The sequence below is a fragment of the Tenacibaculum bernardetii genome (genome assembly GCF_029125915.1).
Lineage (GTDB): Bacteria > Bacteroidota > Bacteroidia > Flavobacteriales > Flavobacteriaceae > Polaribacter > Polaribacter bernardetii.
In genome coordinates this window covers 15,689-37,948 of the sequence record NZ_JAQJCU010000016.1, presented here as the reverse complement: position 1 = coordinate 37,948, position 22,260 = coordinate 15,689, and the positions used below count along the sequence as shown (strand labels likewise).

Below are 22,260 nucleotides of genomic sequence, written 5' to 3'. Positions count from 1 at the left end.
ACAAACAAAATGCCTAAAAATCAAAACCTTAAATCTATTTTAATAATCGGATCGGGACCAATTGTTATTGGACAAGCCTGTGAGTTTGATTATTCTGGAACACAAGCTTTACGTTCTTTACGTGAAGACGGAATTGAAACTGTTTTAATCAATTCAAATCCTGCAACAATCATGACCGACCCAACAATGGCCGATCATGTATATCTCTTACCTTTAAACACAAAGTCAATAATAAAAATTTTAAAAGAGCATCCGCAAATTGATGCCGTTTTACCAACAATGGGTGGTCAAACAGCGTTGAATTTATGCATTGAAGCTGATGAAAAAGGAATTTGGGAAGATTTTGGTGTAGAGATTATAGGAGTTAATATTGATGCTATTAATATTACCGAAGATCGTGAGAAGTTTAGAAACTTAATGCTAGATATTGGAGTTCCGATGGCACCACAAGCTACAGCAACCTCTTTCTTAAAAGGAAAAGAGATAGCACAAGAGTTTGGTTTTCCTTTAATTATTAGAGCATCTTTTACTTTAGGTGGTGAAGGAGCGTCTTTTGTATATAAAGAAGAAGATTTTGATGCTTTGTTAACTCGTGGATTAGAAGTTTCTCCTATTCATGAGGTAATGATTGATAAAGCACTTATCGGTTGGAAAGAATATGAGTTAGAGTTATTAAGAGATGCAAATGATAATGTAGTTATTATTTGTTCTATTGAAAATATGGATCCTATTGGAATTCATACAGGAGATTCTATTACCGTAGCTCCTGCAATGACACTTTCTGATAAAACTTTTCAAAAAATGCGTGATATGGCAATTCATATGATGCGTAATATTGGTGATTTTGCAGGTGGATGTAATGTGCAGTTTGCGATTTCTCCTGATGAAAAGGAAGATATAATAGCAATTGAAATTAACCCACGTGTATCACGTTCATCCGCTTTAGCGAGTAAAGCAACTGGTTACCCAATTGCAAAAATTGCAGCGAAGTTAGCATTAGGATATCATTTAGATGAGTTAGATAATCAAATTACAAAATCTACTTCTGCTTTATTTGAGCCAACATTAGATTATGTAATCGTAAAGATTCCACGTTGGAATTTCGATAAATTCGAAGGTTCTGACAGAACTTTAGGGTTACAAATGAAATCTGTAGGTGAAGTAATGGGAATTGGGCGTTCGTTTCAAGAAGCATTGCACAAAGCAACTCAATCATTAGAGATTAAACGTAATGGTTTAGGTGCTGATGGAAAAGAAAATAAAAATTACGAAGAAATTATAGAGAAGTTAACACATGCTTCTTGGGATCGTGTTTTTATTATTTATGATGCCATTAAAATGGGAATTCCGTTGAGTAAAATCCACGAAATTACGCAGATTGATATGTGGTTCTTAAAGCAATATGAAGAATTACACGAAATAGAAAAAGAAATTTCTAAATACAGTGTTGATATGCTTGATAGAGATTTGTTATTAGAAGCAAAGCAGAAAGGATATGGAGATCGTCAGATTGCACATATGCTACGATGTTTAGAAAGTGAAGTATATAAAAAGAGAGAAGAGTTAAATATTAATAGAGTTTATAAGTTAGTAGATACTTGTGCTGCTGAATTCAAAGCAAAAACTCCGTATTATTATTCAACTTTCGAAAGTGATATTGTAACCAAAGAAGGCGTTACGATAATCGCAAATGAAAGTGAAGTTACACCAAAAAAGAAAATTATAGTTTTAGGTTCAGGACCAAACCGAATAGGGCAAGGAATTGAATTTGATTACTGTTGTGTGCACGGAATTTTAGCTGCAGCCGAATGTGGTTACGAAACGATTATGATTAACTGTAATCCAGAAACGGTTTCTACCGATTTTGATACGGCAGATAAATTATACTTCGAGCCTGTTTTTTGGGAGCATATTTATGATATCATTAAACATGAAAAACCAGAAGGAGTTATTGTTCAGTTAGGTGGGCAAACTGCTTTAAAGTTAGCAGAGAAATTAACCAAATATGGTGTTAAAATACTAGGAACTTCTTTCGAAGCTTTAGATTTAGCAGAAGATAGGGGGAGTTTTTCTGACTTATTAAAAAATAATAATATTCCGTATCCAGAATTCGGGATAGCAGAAACTGCAGATGAGGCCTTAGCTTTAGCAGATAAATTGGACTTTCCAATCCTAGTAAGACCATCTTATGTTTTAGGTGGGCAAGGAATGAAAATTGTTATCAATAAAGAAGAATTAATAGAGCATGTTGTAGATTTATTAAGAAGAATGCCTGGTAATAAATTATTATTAGATCATTATTTAGATGGAGCAATTGAAGCAGAAGCAGATGCAATTTGTGACGGTGAAAACGTGCAGATTATCGGAATAATGGAGCATATTGAGCCTTGTGGAGTGCACTCTGGAGATTCTAATGCAACTTTGCCAGTGTTTAACTTGGGTGATTTAGTATTACAACAGATAAAAGATCACACAAAAACAATTGCTTTAGAGCTTAAAACAGTTGGTTTAATAAACGTTCAGTTTGCAATTAAAAACGATATTGTTTATATTATAGAGGCAAATCCGCGTGCATCTCGTACAGTTCCTTTTATTGCGAAAGCCTATAAAGAACCGTATGTAAACTATGCAACCAAGGTAATGTTAGGAGAGAAAAAAGTAACGGACTTTACTTTTAATCCGCAGTTAGAAGGTTATGCGATAAAGCAACCTGTATTTTCATTTAATAAGTTTCCGAATGTTAATAAGCAGTTAGGGCCAGAAATGAAATCAACCGGAGAAAGTATTTTATTTATTGATGATTTAAAAGACGATCAATTTTACGATTTATATTCAAGACGTAAAATGTATTTGACAAAGTAGATTTTAAACATATTTATTAAGGGCCTATCAATATTTATTGATAGGCTTTTTTTTTAACAAAAAATTAACCTGTTGTATATGCAACTAAAATACTTGTTTCTAGTAATTTCGCAGCAATTAAAGAATATGTATGGGTATTGAAAATACATTAGCTCCTTGGTTAGGAAAAACGACCAAAATGATTGAAAACCATGTTCATGACTTGTTTTTTGAACATAATATTTCATTGACAAAAATACAATGGGTATTCTTAAAAAAAGTACAAGAAAAAAACGGAGTACCACAACAGGAATTAGCTTTTTTAACAGGTAGAGATAAAACATCGCTAACGCGATTAGTAAATACGATGGAAAAAAAAGGTTTAGTTGCTAGAATTCCCTCTAAATTAGATAGACGTATTAATAATATTTATATCACTAAAAAGGGTGATGTTTTATTTAAAGAAACCTTGCCTATAATGGCGCAATTTGTAACCTCATTACAAGAAAATATATCAGAAGAAGAAATTGCACAAACAATTAATGTGATTAAAAAAATACAAGAAAACTTAAATATAAAATCAGCTAAAAGTTGTAGTAACAGCTAAACAAATAAACCATGAGAAAACTAATTATTGTAGGAGCAGGAGTCGTAGTACTCGGATTGTCATTTATAATCTCCAATATTTTAAAAGACAGTAAGGAACTTCCTGTACAGAAAGTTACAAAGGTAGAAAAAACTGTTTTTGTAAAAGAAGTTAAAAATGGTGATGTTGCTATAAATATTATTGCAAACGGGAATTTGCAAGCTAAGAATAAAGTGGATATTTATTCGGAGGTGCAAGGAATTTTAAAACCTACATCAAAACCATTTAAAGCCGGTATATCATATAGCAAAGGACAAACATTATTGCATATTAATAGTCAAGAGTTTTATGCTTCAATTCAATCTCAAAGGAGCTCATTACAAAATTTAATAGCTTCTATTATGCCAGATTTACGACTAGACTATCCAAATTCTTTTGAAAAATGGAATACCTATTTAAAAAACTATGATATAAATAAAACAGTACAACCACTTCCTGAGGCAAACTCAGACAAAGAGAAGTATTTCGTAACTGGTAAGAATATATATACAACGTATTATAATGTTAAAAATTTAGAGTCGAGGTTAGGAAAATACAATCTTAGAGCTCCTTTTAGTGGTGTAGTTACAGAAGCTTTGGTTACTAATGGAACTTTGGTAAGGGTTGGTCAGAAAATGGGTGAATTTATAGATACTTCAGTTTTTGAATTGGCTTTGTCTGTAAACGGAAGCTTTGCTGATATTTTAAAAGTTGGTAAAACGGTGGAACTTCAAAATTTAGAAAAGAATAAAATGTGGTCAGGTAAAGTTGCCCGAATTAACGGGAAATTAGATCAAGCTACACAAACAGTTCAAGTTTTTATCGAGGTAAAAGGAAAAGAGTTAAGAGAAGGTATGTATTTAGAAGCAAACGTACCTGTAAAAACAATGACAGAAGCTATTGAGATAAATAGAAAACTATTGGTTGAAAATAAAGCGGTGTATGTTGTAAAGAATAACGTTTTAGATATGATAAATATCAATCCAGTACATTTTAATGAAAATACGGTGGTTATAAAAGGATTGCAAAATGGTGCTCAATTAATTAATAAACCGGTTGCAGGTGCTTATGTAGGTATGCCTGTTAAGATATTTTCAGAAACAACTAACGCTGCAAAAAAATAAGATATGAAAAAAGTAATTGCATATTTTATAAAATATCCAGTGGCGGTAAATATCATTATTATTGCCTTTGTCGTATTAGGAACCTTTGGTTTTTCTTCTTTAAAATCATCATTTTTTCCACTAACGGATGCTAAATTTATCAATATAAATGTAGCATATCCAGGAGCTTCTCCGCAAGAGATGGAAGAAGGAGTGGTTTTGAAAATTGAAGACAATTTAAAAGGATTGGTAGGTGTAGATCGAGTAACATCTACATCATCAGAAAACTCAGCTAGTATTTCAGTAGAAATATTAAAAGGCTATGATATTAATGTGGTTTTAGCTGATGTTAAAAACGCGGTAGATAAAGTACCTAACTTTCCATCAGGAATGGAACCTGCGGTGGTTGCTAAAATAGAAAACATTGCAGAAACGATTAGTTTTGTGGTTACAGGAGATAAAATCCCTTTAAAATCATTAAAAAATATCGCAAGAGATATAGAAAATGATATCCGTAGAATAGACGGAATTTCTCAGATTTCTGTTTCAGGGTATCCAGCAGAAGAAATTGAAATAGCTGTTAAAGAAAATGATTTAAGAGCATACGATTTAACATTTGATGATGTTGCAAGAGCAGTTTCTACGGCAAATATATTAACCTCAGGAGGTTCTGTAAAAACAGTTGCAGAAGAGTATTTAATTCGAGCAAAAAATCGCTCTTATTATGGTGATGAGTTAGACAATTTGGTTGTAAAAGCAGATGCTTCCGGAACAATAATCAGATTAAAAGAGGTTGCAACGGTAAAAGATATTTGGAATGAAACACCGAATAGAAATTTTTACAACGGAAACTTAGCGGTAAGAATTCAGGTAAGTAATACCAATAATGAAGATTTATTAACTTCAGCTAAAAAAATAAATGAATATATAGCCAAGTTTAATAAAGAACATGACAATATAAAGATTGAAATTACAAGAGATTCATCAATCACATTAAATCAGCGTACCGAGTTATTGTTTAAAAACGCATGGCAAGGAATGATGTTGGTAATGTTATTTTTATCGCTTTTTTTACGTCCTAGATTGGCATTTTGGGTAGCAGCAGGATTACCAGTAGCATTTTTCGGAATGTTTATGTTGGCAGGATACTTTAATATTACCATTAACGTATTATCATTATTTGGGATGATTATCGTTATTGGTATTTTGGTAGATGACGGAATTGTAATTGCTGAAAATATTTATCATCATTATGAAATGGGGAAAAACCCTATTAGAGCTGCCATTGATGGTACGATGGAAGTTGTTCCGCCAATTATATCGGCAATTACTACTACAGTTTTAGCCTTTTCAGTATTCTTTTTCTTAGAAGGAAATATAGGAGAGTTTTTTGGAGAAGTAGCTACCGTAGTTGCACTTACCTTAATTCTTTCGTTGGTAGAAGCTTTAATTATTTTGCCTGCACACGTTGCACATTCAAAAGCATTAGATAGAAATCAGAAATTGTATGCATTTAATAAATATGCAGAAGATTTTATGGATTTTATGCGAGATAAATTATATGCGCCAGCATTGCGATTTGTTTTAGATAATAAGTTCTTCGGATTGATAATTCCGGTTGCTTTATTTATAATAACCATTGGTGCATTTCAGGGAGGAATCATAAAAGGAACTTTTTTTCCGTCGATAGCGAGTGATAGAGTATCAGTAAATTTAACCATGCCGCAAGGAACTAACGAAAAAATTACGGATAGTATTATTTCTGTAATTGAAGCAAAAACATGGGAAGTTGAAAAAGAATTTACAGAGAAATATGCAATTACAGATGAGCCAGTTGTTGAAAATATTTTAAAACAAATAGGACCAGGATCGGCAAAAGCATCCTTAAGAATAAATTTATTACCAGGAGAAACAAGAACTTTTGGCTCGAGAGAAATTACAAATGAAATACGTAAAAGAGTTGGAGAGATTTACGGCGTAGAATCGTTAACTTTTGGTTCGGGAGGTAATTTTGGTGGAAGTCCGGTTTCAGTGTCATTATTAAGTAACAACATTGCTGAGTTAAAAGCGGCTAAAACCGAATTAAAATCAGAATTAAGTAAAAATCAGAATTTAAAAGATGTTACAGATAACGATCCGCAGGGAATCAAAGAAATCAACATTCAGTTAAAAGACAATGCGTATTTACTAGGTTTGAATTTAAATGAGGTAATGTCGCAAATAAGAAGTGGTTTTTTTGGTAGACAAGCACAGCGTTTTCAAAGAGGACAAGACGAAATAAAAGTTTGGGTTCGTTATGATAAAAATGAACGTTCGTCGATTAAAAATTTAGACGATATGCGAATTTCTACTCCTACAGGTAGTAGAGTTCCGTTATCGGAAATAGCGACTTATAAAATAGAGCGAGGAGAAATATCTATAAATCACATAGAAGGGCAACGTGAAATAAAAGTAGATGCTGATATGAAAGATGCTCAAGGAAGTGCTACAGATGTTTTAGATGATATTAAAGCAAGGATAATGCCTCAAATTAAAGCTAAATATCCATCTGTAACGGCATTGTACGAAGGGCAGAATAGAGAAGCAGCAAAAGTTTCGAGTTCAGCAGCATTGGTAGGACCTGTAATTTTATTGCTAATTTATATTGTAATTGTATTTACGTTTAGATCTTACGGACAACCATTTATGTTGTTAATTATGGTGCCATTTAGTTTAATTGGTGTTGCATGGGGGCATTGGTTTCATGGTTTTGCTGTAAATATATTATCACTTCTAGGAATCATTGCTTTAGTAGGTATTATGGTAAATGATGGCTTGGTGTTGATTAGTAAATTTAATAGCTATTTAAAAGAAGGAATGAGTTTTGATGAAGCAATATTCGCTGCAGGAAAATCTAGATTCAGAGCTATATTTTTAACGACTATAACTACAGTTGCTGGTTTAGCGCCTTTAATTTTAGAAACAAGTCGTCAAGCACAATTTTTAATTCCGATGGCAATATCTATTGCATACGGAATTATGATAGCTACTTTTTTAACCTTATTAACTTTACCAGTTTTATTATCAATCGCTAATTACTCTAAAGTATATACATTGTGGTTATGGGAAGGTAAAAAACCAAATAGAGAATCGGTAGAAAGAGCTATTAAAGAAATGGAATCTGAAAAAGCTGAAGAAGCATAGTAAAAGAATATAAAGATGAAAACAACTTATTTAATTATTGGATTTCTGTTTGTAAATATTTCTTTTTACGGACAAGAACTACTAACGAAAGAAAAAGCGGTAGAAGTTACGCTAGAGAATAACTACGATATACGAGTTACTAAAAACAACTTAGCAACAGCTAAAAATAATAAGAGTATTTATAATAGCGGTTATTTACCAACAGTAGTTGGAAATGCAGGAGCTACCTATAGTAGTAATGATACAGATAATGAGTTTCAGGATGGTACAGTAAATTCAGTTACAGGAGCAGAATCTAAGGCATACAACGCATCTGTAGGGTTAAATTATACTATTTTTAATGGCTTTAACAGACAAAACACGTTTAAACGCTTAAAAGAATCTTATAATTTAACCGAATTACAAGCCCGACAAGTAATTGAAAACACCTTAACAACACTGTTTTTGGCATATTATGAAGTAGGAAGATTAACTGAAAATGAAACAACACAAAAAGAAACGCTTAGCATTTCTAAAAACCGATTAAAAAGAGCTGTGTATAGTTTTGAGTACGGACAAAATACAAAGTTAGATGTTTTAAACGCTGAGGTTGATGTAAATAATGATAGCATTACCTATTTAGGTGTAAAAAGACAATTAGCCAACGCAAAAAGAGATTTAAACGTTGTATTGGGGCGAAATGTAAACACTTCTATTGATGTAAGTACTGATGTTACTTACGCGATTGATTTGAATTTAATGGACGTGTTAGCAAAGGCAAAAGCTAATAATGCGACTTTACTCCAATCAAAAAAGAATATTGAACTCCGACAGTTAGATATTAAGATTAATAAAGCTGGTTGGATGCCAAATGTAGGCTTAACAAGTTCGTATGCTTGGAATAAAAGTAACAACGATGCCACGAATGCTTTTAGTCCGATTTCTAACACCAGAAAAGGATTAAATGCAGGATTAAACTTGTCTTGGAATCTTTTTGATGGTGGACGTACAAAAACGAATGTAACCAATGCTAAAATAGCTTTAGAAACACAAGAAATTCAAAAGGAGCAACAAGAAGAGTTATTAGAAAGAAATGTAAATAATGCTTGGGAAACTTATCAGAACGCTTTATTTTCATTACAAGTTCAAGAAAAGAATGTAATTACGAATAAGCTTAATTTTGATAGAACTGATGAGCGTTATAAACTAGGGCAAGTTACTTCTATAGATTTTCGTCAGGCTCAAGTAAATTTAATTAATGCTGAATTAAGTGTAAGTAATGCGAAGTACACTGCAAAAAATGCTGAATTGCAATTGCTACAATTAGCAGGAACTTTATTAGATAATAAGAATTTCTAGAAATAGAATTTTAGCATAAATAGAAAAAAATCCGAAGTTAGTTAACTTCGGGTTTTTTTATTCAAAGATTGCAACAGCTCTTACGGGAGAGCCTGTGCCTCCTCTTATTTTTAAAGGAAGACCTATAAATCGAAATCGACCTCTGTTTATCAATTTATATAAATTAATCATATTCTCATAATGTGTGAATTTTAATTCTCCACAAATATGATGTACTTCTCTATTAGAAATTTTTGGAACACCTGGCGACATGGTTTCAACACCAAAAGCGGCTATTTTTTGTTCTCCTAACCAACGAGCACATTCAGCTGTAATTCCAGGTCCTTTGCCCCAATTATCAGTATTAAAATATTTACGATAATGATCGGTATATAATAAAACGGTATCTCCTTTATTTATGGTTTGGTTGCTTTTGAGCAAAGCCGATTTAACTTCTTTAGTAGTGATTAACTCTTGTAGTTTTTTATGTGAAAAATCTAAGCAAATCCCTTCTGTATAAAACATAGAAAGTGGCATTGTGTCTATAGATTCGTCTTTATATTCTGCGGCCATATGATTTAAAGCATCCACATGAGTGCCGGTATGTTCGCACATTTCTAACTTATAAACAGCGGGAGTTTCGGTTGTTGGGTTTTTAATGTTATCCCACTCTTCATGTGTATTATGAACAGACATTTTTACTTGAGGAAGGCTCTTATAAACTGGCATTCCTTCAAAAATTTCCTGACTTAAATCTATAATTTCAGGCATAAACTATAATTCAATTTTTACGTTATATTTTTCTAAATAGTTAATGTAATTGTTAGGTACAAAGTTTTCACTATCAAATTCATCTTTACGTTTGTTCTTCATTTCAATACGTTTTATGGCTTTTAAAAATCTACCAACCTCAATATCATTTTTTACAATTAAACCCGGAACTTCAATACTTTTTCCTTCATTGTCTTTTGCAACCATTGTAAAATAAGATGAATTGCAGTGCTTCTTTTTTCCTGTTCTAATATTTTCAGCATCCACACGAATACCAATTACCATAGAAGTTCTTCCGGTATAATTAACAGAGGCTTTCATGGTAACTAATTCGCCAACTTCAATCGGACTTAAAAAATCTACCGTGTCTACCGAGGCAGTAACACAATATTCACCAGAATGTTTAGAAGCACAAGCAAAGGCTATTTGATCTAATAAAGACAAAATATATCCTCCATGAATTTTACCACTAAAATTAGCATGTGAAGGCAGCATTAACTCAGAAATTGTAATATAAGTCTCTTTTACGTATTTATGTTTTTTGTTATTCATTTGCTGGTTTTAAGCCTCTAAAATGTGGAGAAACTTCTTCTTCTACTTTAGTTATAAAATATTTTGTATCGCCTAGCCAAAAGTAAGAATCGTAACGTTCTTTATAAGTAACCTTTACATAACGACCTTGAAATTTTTGCAAATCGGCAATTACCGTTTCTGCTTGATCTTCAACAGAAAAAGAAAAAATTTGCGCGCCAGAAATACCTTGGCTAATTTCTCCTTCCCATGTTTTTATAAACATTCCTTTATTACTAATTTTTATTAGTTCGCCAGAACGAACACCTTCACTATAAGGTACATAATATATAAAAGCGTAATATAAACTAGCGACTAATAAAATACCACTAATAATTAAAGCTAAAATCTTTTTCATTGCTTAGAAGTTAAAACCTTTAGAGGTTTGTTTAGAACAAAAGTAATGTTAAATTTTAGACTTAAAAAATGAAAGGAAAGTAGTAAGTTTGTCTATCTTCAAAAAAGAAATACAATGAACTATATTTTATTTGATGGTGATGTACGTAACGCATTATTACCATTTACATACACAAAGCCTGTTGCCGATATTAGAGTTGGTATTTTAACCATTAGAGAAAAATGGGAAAAACACTTAGGTTTAACTACAACTACAGTAACTGAAGCGTATTTAGAAGAAAAATACCCGATGGTTGAAATGGAAGAAAATGTTTTGTTAAACGCTTCATTTTTACCAACGAAACCATTAATTGAAATGGTTAAAAGCTTAACGAAAAATCAAGCTATTTTTAAAGGAGAAGATGTGATTGCTTTTTATACGTTTGATTCACAAGAAGAGGTAGATTTTTCATCTTATGAGCAAATCGAGTTTGATGAAGAAATTATTCAAATAAAAAATACTTGGGATATTTTTTCATTAAATGATAAAGCAATTAGAAGTGATTTTGATTTAATTACAGATGGAAGAGATTCAGAACCAATACCTGAAACAGTTAGTTGTATAAATAGAAAAGATATTTTTATAGAAGAGGGAGCAAAGCTAACTTATGCTATTTTAAACGCTTCTACAGGACCAATTTACATAGGTAAAGATGCTGAGGTAATGGAAGGTGTTGTTGTTAGAGGCGCATTAGCAATGTGTGAAAATTCAGTATTAAAATTAGGAGCAAAAATATACGGGGCAACTACTTTAGGTCCGCATTGTAAAGTAGGAGGAGAGGTTAATAATTCAGTTTTAATGGGATATTCTAGTAAAGGACATGATGGTTTTTTAGGGAACTCTGTACTAGGAGAATGGTGTAATTTAGGAGCTGATACAAACAATTCTAATTTAAAAAACAACTACGCAGAAGTAAAATTATGGAGTTATGAAACTGGGCGTTTTGCAAAAACAGGCTTACAGTTTTGTGGCTTAATGATGGGAGATCATTCTAAATGCGGCATAAACACTATGTTTAATACAGGAACAGTTGTAGGCGTTTCTGCAAATATATTTGGTAGTGGTTTTCCAAGAAATTTTGTACCATCTTTTAGTTGGGGAGGCGCATCAGGTTTTACAGAATATAAAACATCAAAAGTTTTTGAAGTTGCAGAAGTTGTAATGAAAAGACGTAATATAGAATTTGATGAAAAAGAGAAAAAAATTCTAGAACACGTATTTGAAGAAACAAAAAAGAATAGAAATTATTAAAAAAAGCCTCACAATATTGTGAGGCTTTTTTTAGAAACTAACTCTAAAAACTAAATTAGGTGTTACACCTAACGAGCGCTTATCTACCGTTTCTAGTCGGTAATCAATTTCATTAGTATTATTAATAAATGGAACAGCAGTATATGATCTATTAATTATATTCTTTTGGTTGTAGATGTTTAGAATAGAAAAACCAAGTTTACCTTTCCATTTATCAGAAAAATTAAACGAGTATGTAACAGACGCATCTAAGCGATGGTATTTAGGTAAACGTTCTGAATTGATATTGTCGGTATCTAAAATAATAATAGGTGATCCTGTGTTTGCATCAATAATAAAATTAGAAATAGGAGTGTATGCATTACCTGTTCTGTGAATCCAACCTAATGAAAACTCATAATTATTAAACTTAAAGGCATGAGACCAAGAGAAATAATTTGTAATATCGTGGTTAGAAGGGAAAAATTTATTTTCTAGATCTAAAAATTTGAATTGATTTTTAGAGTATGAATAGTTAATCCATGTTCTGTAATTATTAAATTTTTTATTAACAAGTATATCTATACCAAATATCTTACCTGTTCCTTTAGAGAAATCAGTCGTTTGATCATTATAGCCTCTTGTTTGAGAAGTCATTCCATTTACATTTTTAAAATAAGTTTCAATATCTACTTTCCATCTGTTTTTATTGTAAAGGAAACCTGATGAAACCTGAAAACTTTTTTGAAGAGGAATATCATCATCATTTACTTGCGCCCAAATTTCATTCTCTAGATCGAACCCTAAGCTAGATGTTTGAAACTCTACTATTTGGCCTAATGTTTGATTTTTTTGTTCTAAGGAAGCTTTAAAACTAAGGTCGTAAGTAATGCTTTTTTCTATATATAATCTCGGTTCTATAACCGATTTATTAATTTTATTAAAGTAATTAAAACGTATACCTGCATTTATTTTCCAACTATTGGTATCGTAAATATATTCTGTAAAAAGAGAATGAGTTTTATTGGTACCTTCATCTTCTTTTATTGAATTTATTATATTTTCATTATTAATATCAGCTTGGTACTCTAAACTGTATTTCGTTTTGTTAGAAAGAAAATCGTAACCAAATAAAAGGTTCGTATTGTTATTTGTTTTATAATTTAGACTGTATGAAAAACCTATATCTTTAACTGAATTCTTTTTGATAGATTTCCTAATTAAATAATCATCAATATAATTGTAATTACCTTTATAGTTTAGGTTAAAATGAGAATAATAAAGTTTTAATTCTTGTTTTAATTTCGGAGTGAAACTTTTATTCCATAAAAAACTTAAACCATTATTCTTAATGTTTAAATCATCTAAATAAATATCTTTATAAATAGGTATTTTAAAGCTGTTAGATAACTTATTTTGAGTGTATAAAAAGCTTACGGATAAAGTTTCGTTAACAGATGGTTTTAAAATTATTTTTGCAGAATAATCGGCAAAATAAAAATGATTATCTCTAACAAAAGGAATGTTATTGTTTATAATGTTTCTCTCTTGATTTGCATCGAAAGTTTGAAATACTCTGTCTGATAATTTATTAAAAGTAAAGGTGTTAATTAGATCAGTAAAAGAGCGTCTAAACGAAGTAGTAATCGCTATTTTTTTAGTTAAAGGTACTCTAATGTAGGCATCAGCGTGTGTCATGTTAAAACCAAATCCACCAGTTGTTTGCTCAGGAATATCATCTTCTGTTTTTATATCTATAACGCCAGATATTTTATTACCGTACCTTGCTTGTGTTCCGCTTTTAGATAGGGTGATTTCTCTTGTTGTATAAGGATTAAAAGCAGAAAGTGTTCCGAAGAAATGGCCTGAATAATACATTTTTATTCCGTCCCATAAAATTAAGTTCTGATCAGGAGTTCCACCTCTTATGTAAATACCAGAAGCTGTTTCGTTAGGACTTTGTACACCTGGTATAATTTTTAAGGTTTCTAAAACATCGGGTTCTGTTAACCCTGGAAGCAAGCCTAACTTTTTAGGTATAATGGCTATAGAACCGTGTTTGTTTTGATTGATACCAGAAGTAATATAGTTTTTTACTGAGATTTCTTTTAAAACATTAAAGTTTTTTTCGAGCTCTTGAACAGTAATAAAATAGTATCGTTCATCTATTTTATTGAATTTAAGGATAGTTTGTACTTCTATTTCATCAATTAAATTTTCAAGAATACATGCTTTTTTAGAAAAAGAAAATAGAATTCCTTTCGTAATATCAGAGTCAAAAGAGAACTTTATTTTATAATCAGTTTCTGTTTTTTTTAAAACGTCTAACATAGGCGCATCAAAAAAAGCAATGTCTATTTTTTCTTGAGAAAAAACAGACATTGTTAAGCATATAAAAAGAATACTTAATTTTTTATTCATCAGAGGTTAACACAACCGAGCTATTTTCTGCTAATTTAAATGAAATTTTCATAGGAGCAAAAACAGTTTTTAAGGCGATATTAACATCATTATTTGTAAAAGCACCAGTAAAGCGTCTGTTTACATCTATTTTATTAGTATTAAATTTTAAATTGTATCGCTTTTCTAGTGTTAAGATAACTTTATGTAAAGGAGCATTGTTAAAGTTACTTTCTCCTTTTAACCAAGATGGTTTCTCTTTAGAAAATTCCCAATTTTCGTTCTTATTATCATATACTCTAAACGCCTTTCCTTTTGTTAAAATAGCTTGGCTATTGTTTTTAGAGGTAGCTTTTACTTTTCCTTCAAAACACTGAACTTCAAAAAAGTTATTTGAAGTATTTACAGTAAACCTGGTACCTAATACGACCACTTTACCTTGTTTGCTATTAACTGTAAATGATTTTCCTCTTTCAACTTCAAAATATGCTTCACCTGTTAAAAATAAATCTCTTTTTTCGCTCCAATTCTTTTTATCGAATTCTAAACTAGCACCAGGTGAAAGATAAGCTGTAGAATTGTCAGGCAATTTAATTATTATTTGTTCACCATATGCAGATGAAAAATTACTGGTATTATTTTTATTGATGTAAAATACAGTTAACAATAAAATAATTGAAGCAGCTGCACTATACATCCATGAAGGCGAAAGTTTAAAAACCTTTTTAGGTTTCTTTTTCGTACTTTTTTCTTCTTTTATTTTATTTAAAACAGTCTCTTTATTATAATGAGGAGCTTTTAGTAATTGAGAAGCATCATTAATTTTTTTATATTGATGATAATCCTCAGAGTCTTTAAATTTATTTAATTCATCCGACGACAAATCATTCGCAATCCATCGAGCTAAAAATGTTTCATCGTTATATTCTTGTTTCATTTTCGTTTTCTTGCTATTTATATTAAGAACAATTAATTTACTAATTACCCTACCTTTTTATTATATTTTACCAATTTTTTCTTTGATAATCAGCAACGCTTTGCTCATTCTTTTTTCTACTGCTTTTACAGAAACACCTACAATTTCAGCAATTTCAGCATATTTTTTCTTGTCGATTCTACTTAAAAGAAAAACCTCTCGTTGTTTTTCAGGTAAATCGGCAATTACTTTTTTTAACTTTTGATAAAACTCTTCCTCTTCTAAAATAAATTGTGGAGTTTCGTTAGTTTTATCTGTAGAAATACTTCTTCTTTGATGTTCTAAGACCACTTTTTTATGTGCTACTTCATTAAAAAAACGATTGTTGGCAACAGTATATAAAAAGGATTTCGCTTTTTCAAAGATTATTTTAGAGCAATTATCCCAAAGTTTTATGTAAGATTCCTGAACAATATCTTCTGCCTGCTGAGTGTTACCACATTTATAATATATGTAGTTTCTTAGGGTTTGAGAGTGTTTGTTAAAAATTTCTTCGAAATTTTTTTGCTCACAAACAGATTTTAAAAGGTCTTTACTCATTGGGTTATTTTTCTAATACAAACAAAGCCGTAAAATAGGGGAGCTAAGTTAGTATTTTTTATAAATAGGTAATTTCATATGCGCCTCTTCATAATGAGGTGTTTTCTTGTACACATAGTATAATTGTGCATAGGTGTTTTTTGCAAAAAGGGTGTCGTTATTTATTTTATCCATCAACGCTTCTTTTACTAACGGATTTTCTTTTAAAAATATAGCCGCAGCATCTTCAAAAACATAGGCAGAAAAACCTTCTTTTTGCTGTAAAATGGTATCAAAGAAGTTCCAGTTAAAAAAAGAGTCGGTAGCCTCGGCTTCTAATGTTTCAATAATATATCTAAGGCCTTCTTGTTGCGTAGAAATATAAATATCTCCTTTTTTAATTTTAACAGGTTTAGTTTCTTTTGCTACAGAAGTGTTATAATGTAAATAATGTCCTTCATAGGCTGTTTTGCGAATGTCAAAATTTGTTATATGTTGTGTTTCTAATGTTAGAAGTGTGTCTTTTTTAAAACGTGTAAAAGCTATTTTATTTTGCTGTAGTCTTTTAACAATTTTATACCAACCTTTTTGTACTATATATGCTTTGGGTATTGTTATTTCTTTGGTGCTTTTAAAGTTGTTGTAATAGGTTACTTTTTTAGTATATGGTTTACTTTTGTCATAAAATAACCTTTTTCCGTTGGTTACTTCACTATCTATATAAGAACCTTCATAGCCTTTGAAATCTAAAGAACTAGGATTGTTTTTATCAACTTTAAAAGTAATAGGATATGTTTTTTTACTTAAAATATCTTTAAGATTTTTTTTACGTAAATCTTTAATTTTAAGAGTGTTTTTCTCCGTGAAATCTAATGTAGAAAATAACAATTCATAGGTTTGCTCTACACGAATTTTATATGGTTTTAACATGTGTGTTTCTACCATTAAACCTAAAGTGTTAAATAAGGTTGTATATCCGGTAGAATATCTTGGCGAGTCGTAAAACTGCGACCATCCTTTTTCGGGAGTATTTCCCCAAACGTTTACATATGGAGTAATGGGAATTTGTTTTTCTGATAAAGAATTTTCTATAAACGGGCGCATTTCTGTTTCTAAAAAAGCACCAAGTTTACCACCTAGTTTATTGTGTTGTGTAAATAAATGTGTAATCGCGTATTGATAATCGGCACCGTTACTTACATGATTATCTATAAAAACATCGGGATTTATTAAATGAAAAATTTCTGCAAAAGCAGCGGCATTTTTAGTGTCTTGTTTTATAAAATCACGATTTAAATCGTAGTTACGAGCATTTCCTCTAAATCCGTATTCTTTCGGCCCGTTTTGGTTGGCTCTAGTATGTGAGTTACGGTTTAATGTTCCGCCAATATTATATACAGGAATTACAGAAATTAAAGAATTTTTATACAATTTTTTTAAAGAATCATTCTGAACGATATCTCTTAAAAGCAACATAGAAGCATCTATTCCGTCGGATTCTCCGGGATGAATTCCGTTATTAATAAGTATTTTGCTTTTAGACGAATCTTTTATGTTTTTTAAAGTCGTTTTTCCGTCTGAATTAAAAACTACTAAATGTAACGGTTTTCCAGAATCTGTTTTGCCTATTTCAAATAAAGATATTTCAGTGTAGGTTTCCGCTAAATCTTCATAAAAAGAAATAACGTCTTTATATTCTGGAGTTTCTGTTCCGTTTGATTTTTCGAAAAGTGTTGTAAAATCATCCGTATTGATGCGCTCTTTTTTACATCCGAAGAAAGCAATTAAACAAAGTAGAATAAGTAGTTTTTTCATTAAAATTTAATTTTTTACAGTACTGGGAACTAAGCCTGTATAATCACCATTATTTCTAATAACATCACGTACAATAGAGGATGATATATAGCTTTTACCAGAAGATGTTAGTAAAAAAACGGTTTCTATTTCTGAAAGTTTACGGTTGGTATGCGCGATGGCTTTTTCAAACTCAAAATCACCAGGATTTCTTAAACCCCTTAAAATAAATTCAGCATTTTGTTCTTTACAGAAATTAACTGTTAAGCCGCTATAAGTAACTACCTTAATTTTAGGCTGATCTTTAAAAGTTTCTTCTATAAAACGTTTGCGTTCCTCTAAAGAAAACATGTAATTTTTATCGGCATTTATACCAATGGCAATAACCAATTCGTCAAACAAGGTAACACCACGTTCAATAATATCTACATGTCCTAATGTAATCGGATCGAAAGATCCTGGAAAAACTGCTTTTTTCATAAGTTTAGTTTTTTAATGCTGTTTCTATAGCGTTGCCAAATAGTGCTGTTAAAGAGATACCGGCACAACTTGCTTGTTGTGGTAAAATACTTGCTTCTGTTAATCCTGGTACGGTATTTATTTCCAAGAAATGAGGCTCATCATTTATAAAAATATACTCGGCGCGCGTAAAACCTTTCATATTTAAAACTTCGTACACGCGTTTTGCTACTTCGGTAACGTTTTTTTCTTGTAATTTAGAAATTCGTGCAGGTGTAATTTCTTGTGATTTACCTTCGTATTTAGCTTCATAATCAAAGAAATCATTTTCTGAAACAATTTCTGTGATTGGTAAAACTTTGGTTTTACCTTCGTATTGAATTACACCAACAGAAACTTCTGTTCCGTTTAAAAAACTTTCTATTAAAATTTCAGAATCTTCTTTATAAGCAACTTCTAATGCGGGAATTAATTCAGCCTTCGTATGAACTTTAGAAATACCGTAGCTAGAGCCTGCATTGTTTGGTTTTACAAAACAAGGTAAGCCAACTTTGGTAATAATTTCATCAATATTTATGTGGTCGCCTTTATTTAAATATACCGAAATTGCTGTAGCAATACCATATTCTTTAATAACACTTAAAGTATCTCGTTTATTAAAGGTTAAAGCCATTTGATAAAAAGGAGCAGAGGTGTGTTTTAATCCGATTAAATCGAAATAAGCTAGTATGAGTCCGTTTTCACCAGGCATACCATGTATTGCATTAAAAACACAATCAAAAACAATTTTATGGCCATTTACATCCGCAGAAAAATCATGTTTATTTATAGGATATTCATTATTTTCTTCATCAACCAAAACCCATTTGTTTTTTAAAACATGAATTTTGTGAGCCGTATATTTTTCTTTATCAAGATGCTTGTAAACAACCGAACCACTTTTTAAAGATATTTCTACTTCAGAAGAATATCCTCCCATAATAATAGCTATGTTTTTTTTCACTTTACTGCTTTTGAATTGTTTTATAATGTAAAATTGTTTGTCTAAGTTTATACAAACTTACCAAAAAAACTCGTTTAAGAGTTAATGAATTAAAAATAGTAATATTTTTACTGTAAATTTGCGCCACCTTACAAAAAAATAATATGAGTAATTTTTCTGAAAAGCTTAAAAATTTATTTCAATTTTTAAAAAGTAAAACCTTCTTTATTCAAATAGGAATAGCGATTGCTTCGTTGTTTATAGTTGTTTTTGTGCTGCAATGGTGGCTAGGAACCACAACGAACCACAATCAAAAAATACAAGTGCCTAATTTGCATGAAATGTCTTTAGAAGAGGTTGAGAAAAAATTAGAAACACTTAATTTAGATTTTATTATAATTGATAGTGCAACATATAATCCTGCATATCCAAAAAAATCGGTTATAGAACAAGATCCTGAAGTAGGAGATTTCGTAAAAGAAAACCGTAAAATATACTTAACTTTAAATCCATCTAAATACAGAGATATTATAATTCCTGATTTAAACGGACGAACAAAAAGGCAAGCAACGACACATTTACAATCTCAAGGTTTTATTGTAGGAAGAGATGTTACTTATGTAAGAGATATAGGAAAAGATGTTGTTAGAGGATTAAAGCACGAAGGAAAAAGAATTACACCAGGAACAAAATTACCGAAGAAAACAACTATCAACCTTATTTTAGGTGATGGTAACTAATTATATAATTGATTCATGCAGGAAGACGCAAATTTAGCAATTGAAAACGACGATTTATACGAACACCATAGGTTTGTAGCTACAGAAGGGCAAGAGCCTTTAAGAGTAGATAAATTTTTAATGAACTTTATTGAAGGTTCAACACGAAATAAGATTCAGCAAGCAGCAAAAGCAGGAAATGTTTTGGTTAATGACGAGATTGTTAAACCTAATCATAAAGTAAAGCCTAGAGACGTTGTACGTGTCGTTTTAGCGTATCCGCCAGCCGAAAATTTATTGGTTGCTGAAGATATTCCTATCGATATAGTCTATGAAGATGATACTGTTATGGTTGTAAATAAACCAGCAGGAATGGTGGTTCACCCTGGGCACGGTAATTACTCTGGGACTTTGGTTAACGGATTAATTCATCATATAGAAAACTTACCAACAAACTCTAATGAACGCCCAGGTTTAGTTCATAGAATTGATAAAGATACAAGTGGATTGTTAGTCGTTGCAAAAACAGAGTTTGCAATGGCACATTTATCTAAGCAATTTTTTGATAGAACTACAGAGCGTTTGTATTACGCATTGGTTTGGGGAGATGTAAAAGAAGACGAAGGAACTATAGAAGGAAACATAGGTCGTAGTTTTAATAACCGTTTGCAAATGGCTGTTTTTCCTGACGGAGATTATGGTAAGCATGCAGTTACACATTATAAAGTTTTAGAACGTCTTACGTATGTTACTTTGGTACAATGTAAATTAGAAACCGGAAGAACACACCAAATTAGAGCACATTTTAAATACGTAGGTCATACACTTTTTAATGATGAGCGTTATGGAGGTAATGACATTTTAAAAGGTACAACGTTTACAAAATACAAGCAATTTGTAAATAACTGCTTTAAAGTATTGCCAAGGCAGGCGTTACATGCAAAGACATTAGGTTTTACGCATCCTACAACAGGAGAGTTTATGCGATTTAATACAGAAATACCTGCAGATATTGAAGCGTGTTTGGCAAAATGGAGAACCTATTCAGAGAATTCGAAACACGAAGAACAAGTCTAAAATATATTATAAAACAAAAAAACCAGCTTCATGAAGCTGGTTTTTTTGTTTTCGGTTTAAGAAAATTATTTTTTTAGATAAGGAGTAATTTTATCAATTAAATCTTCGGGTGATTTTACATAAGCAAAAAAGTTAGCAATTTCTTTTTCGTTGCGTATTAAAATAAAACGAGGAACCATTTTTGTGTTAAATCGTTTTTTTGCTTTATTAAAATAGGCGAGTGCTTCTTTTTTACTTTTATCTAAATCGTTGTAAACTTTTACCATGACAAATTTTTTAGAAAAATCTTGAAATTTTTTAGTGTCATAGGCGTATTTCTGAACAGCTCTGCAAGGCACACATTTTTTTTCTCCTAAATATATAAAAATATCTTTATTGTTTTCTTTGCCGTACATTATGGCGCTGTCAATATCTGTTTGCCAATCAATACCCTGAGAAAAAGATTGAAGACAAGTGAAAAAAGCAATGGTTAAAATAATTTTTTTCATTTTCATAGAATTTATTTTTCTATAAAAATAGGTAAATTATTATAGTCGCATGTTAACTAAACTCATAATTCTATCAAACTGCTCTTTCAAGCCCATATCAGAATTATCAAATTCTATAGCATCATCGGCGCGAACAAGAGGTGAATCTTCTCTGGTGGAATCAATACGATCACGTTCTTGAACATTGTGTAATATTTCGGCATAATTAACCTTATCACCACGATCTAATAATTCTTTATAACGACGTGTAGCTCTTTTATCGGCAGAGGCAGTCATAAATAATTTTAATTCAGCATTTTTAAAAACAACCGTACCAATATCACGTCCATCCATTACAATACCTTTGTTTTTTCCCATTTCTTGTTGTTCGCTTACGAGTTTCTTTCTAACTTCAGAAATAGTGGCTACTTTACTAACTAAACGAGAAACCTCAATGCTTCTAATAGTGGCTTCAACGTTAGTATTATTTAAATACATTTCTGCAAAACCAAGTTCTTCATTAAACTTAAAAGAGAGTGAGATTTTATGTAAATCTGTAACCAATTCTTCCGGATTAAAGTGCGAACCTGAAATGTAATTTTGTTGCATTGCATACAAAGTAACAGCTCTGTACATAGCACCAGTATCTACATAAATATAGCTTAGTTTTTTTGCAAGTTGCTTTGCGATAGTGCTTTTTCCTGTAGATGAAAATCCGTCGATGGCAATGGTGATTTTTTGTTTCATAAATGATAAAGATAAAATACAAATATACATTAGAAATCTATTTTTTTAGGTCAATAACTTCAAAATTAAGGCAAGTTTAAAGA

Annotated in this window: 19 protein-coding genes; 8 read left to right on the top strand and 11 right to left on the bottom strand. The window is 31.1% G+C overall.

All coding sequences use genetic code 11. The features are described from left to right. The first annotated feature begins 9 nt into the window (after positions 1-9). From carB to P2G10_RS11510, 5 genes are all read left to right on the top strand, one after another. Entirely contained in the window at positions 10-2,862 is a 2,853-nt protein-coding gene (carB, locus tag P2G10_RS11530) for a carbamoyl-phosphate synthase large subunit (RefSeq protein ID WP_275316718.1), read from the top strand. A gap of 130 nt (positions 2,863-2,992) precedes the next feature. Further along, positions 2,993-3,448, top strand: coding sequence for a MarR family winged helix-turn-helix transcriptional regulator (locus P2G10_RS11525; RefSeq protein WP_218772758.1), 456 nt, complete (start codon positions 2,993-2,995; stop codon positions 3,446-3,448). Between the two features lie 11 nt (positions 3,449-3,459). Next, complete coding sequence (locus P2G10_RS11520) at positions 3,460-4,590, top strand: efflux RND transporter periplasmic adaptor subunit (RefSeq protein WP_275316717.1); 1,131 nt, start codon at positions 3,460-3,462, stop codon at positions 4,588-4,590. Positions 4,591-4,593: 3 nt separating this feature from the next. Next, positions 4,594-7,752: an efflux RND transporter permease subunit gene (locus tag P2G10_RS11515; protein ID WP_275316715.1), complete on the top strand. Its 3,159-nt coding sequence runs from the start codon at positions 4,594-4,596 to the stop codon at positions 7,750-7,752. Between the two features lie 15 nt (positions 7,753-7,767). Then, positions 7,768-9,090 carry a TolC family protein gene (locus P2G10_RS11510; protein WP_275316714.1) on the top strand — a complete coding sequence of 441 codons (1,323 nt, stop codon included), beginning with the start codon at positions 7,768-7,770 and terminating at the stop codon, positions 9,088-9,090. A gap of 57 nt (positions 9,091-9,147) precedes the next feature. Here P2G10_RS11510 and P2G10_RS11505 read toward each other — a convergent pair whose 3' ends face one another. From P2G10_RS11505 to P2G10_RS11495, 3 genes are read right to left on the bottom strand one after another with little or no spacing between them, the layout of a single operon-like run. After that, a complete protein-coding gene (locus P2G10_RS11505) occupies positions 9,148-9,840 on the bottom strand; it encodes a cyclase family protein (RefSeq protein WP_275316712.1) in 693 nt (230 codons plus the stop codon). A gap of 3 nt (positions 9,841-9,843) precedes the next feature. Further along, positions 9,844-10,392: an acyl-CoA thioesterase gene (locus P2G10_RS11500; RefSeq protein ID WP_218772753.1), complete on the bottom strand. Its 549-nt coding sequence runs from the start codon at positions 10,390-10,392 to the stop codon at positions 9,844-9,846. Further along, positions 10,385-10,768: a 6-phosphogluconate dehydrogenase gene (locus P2G10_RS11495; protein ID WP_218772752.1), complete on the bottom strand. Its 384-nt coding sequence runs from the start codon at positions 10,766-10,768 to the stop codon at positions 10,385-10,387. Before P2G10_RS11495 ends, P2G10_RS11500 begins: the two co-directional genes overlap by 8 nt. 114 nt (positions 10,769-10,882) lie before the next feature. Here P2G10_RS11495 and P2G10_RS11490 point away from each other — a divergent pair, with 114 nt between their 5' ends. Beyond that, positions 10,883-12,058 (top strand): GlmU family protein, encoded by a 1,176-nt coding sequence (locus P2G10_RS11490; RefSeq protein WP_218772751.1) that lies wholly within the window; start codon positions 10,883-10,885, stop codon positions 12,056-12,058. 30 nt (positions 12,059-12,088) lie between these two features. Here the strand turns inward: P2G10_RS11490 and P2G10_RS11485 are convergent, their stop codons facing one another. Genes P2G10_RS11485 through P2G10_RS11460 form a run of 6 tightly spaced genes read right to left on the bottom strand, consistent with a single transcriptional unit; the run spans position 12,089 to position 19,188 of the window. After that, the gene (locus tag P2G10_RS11485) at positions 12,089-14,419 is read right to left on the bottom strand and encodes a TonB-dependent receptor plug domain-containing protein (RefSeq protein ID WP_275316710.1); all 2,331 of its coding nucleotides are present in this window, start codon (positions 14,417-14,419) and stop codon (positions 12,089-12,091) included. Positions 14,420-14,450: 31 nt separating this feature from the next. Then, entirely contained in the window at positions 14,451-15,374 is a 924-nt protein-coding gene (locus P2G10_RS11480) for a FecR family protein (protein ID WP_275316708.1), read from the bottom strand. A 60-nt stretch (positions 15,375-15,434) separates the two neighbouring features. Further along, positions 15,435-15,953 carry an RNA polymerase sigma factor gene (locus tag P2G10_RS11475; RefSeq protein ID WP_275316706.1) on the bottom strand — a complete coding sequence of 173 codons (519 nt, stop codon included), beginning with the start codon at positions 15,951-15,953 and terminating at the stop codon, positions 15,435-15,437. 48 nt (positions 15,954-16,001) lie between these two features. Further along, on the bottom strand, positions 16,002-17,747 hold the full coding sequence (locus P2G10_RS11470; RefSeq protein WP_275316704.1) for a M14 family metallopeptidase: 1,746 nt from the start codon (positions 17,745-17,747) through the stop codon (positions 16,002-16,004). 6 nt (positions 17,748-17,753) lie between these two features. Beyond that, positions 17,754-18,206, bottom strand: coding sequence for a pantetheine-phosphate adenylyltransferase (gene coaD / locus P2G10_RS11465; RefSeq protein WP_275316703.1), 453 nt, complete (start codon positions 18,204-18,206; stop codon positions 17,754-17,756). A gap of 4 nt (positions 18,207-18,210) precedes the next feature. Continuing rightward, positions 18,211-19,188, bottom strand: coding sequence for a D-alanine--D-alanine ligase (locus P2G10_RS11460; protein WP_275316701.1), 978 nt, complete (start codon positions 19,186-19,188; stop codon positions 18,211-18,213). Positions 19,189-19,331: 143 nt separating this feature from the next. Between P2G10_RS11460 and P2G10_RS11455 the strand changes: the two genes are divergently transcribed. Both P2G10_RS11455 and P2G10_RS11450 read left to right on the top strand, forming a co-directional pair. Then, positions 19,332-19,907, top strand: coding sequence for a PASTA domain-containing protein (locus tag P2G10_RS11455; protein ID WP_218772744.1), 576 nt, complete (start codon positions 19,332-19,334; stop codon positions 19,905-19,907). A 15-nt stretch (positions 19,908-19,922) separates the two neighbouring features. After that, positions 19,923-20,963, top strand: a complete 1,041-nt coding sequence (locus P2G10_RS11450) for an RluA family pseudouridine synthase (RefSeq protein ID WP_275316699.1) — start codon at positions 19,923-19,925, stop codon at positions 20,961-20,963. A 65-nt stretch (positions 20,964-21,028) separates the two neighbouring features. Here P2G10_RS11450 and P2G10_RS11445 read toward each other — a convergent pair whose 3' ends face one another. Further along, positions 21,029-21,451 (bottom strand): thioredoxin family protein, encoded by a 423-nt coding sequence (locus tag P2G10_RS11445; RefSeq protein ID WP_275316698.1) that lies wholly within the window; start codon positions 21,449-21,451, stop codon positions 21,029-21,031. A gap of 39 nt (positions 21,452-21,490) precedes the next feature. After that, positions 21,491-22,177: a (d)CMP kinase gene (gene cmk / locus P2G10_RS11440; RefSeq protein WP_275316697.1), complete on the bottom strand. Its 687-nt coding sequence runs from the start codon at positions 22,175-22,177 to the stop codon at positions 21,491-21,493. Between the last annotated feature and the right edge of the window lie 83 nt (positions 22,178-22,260).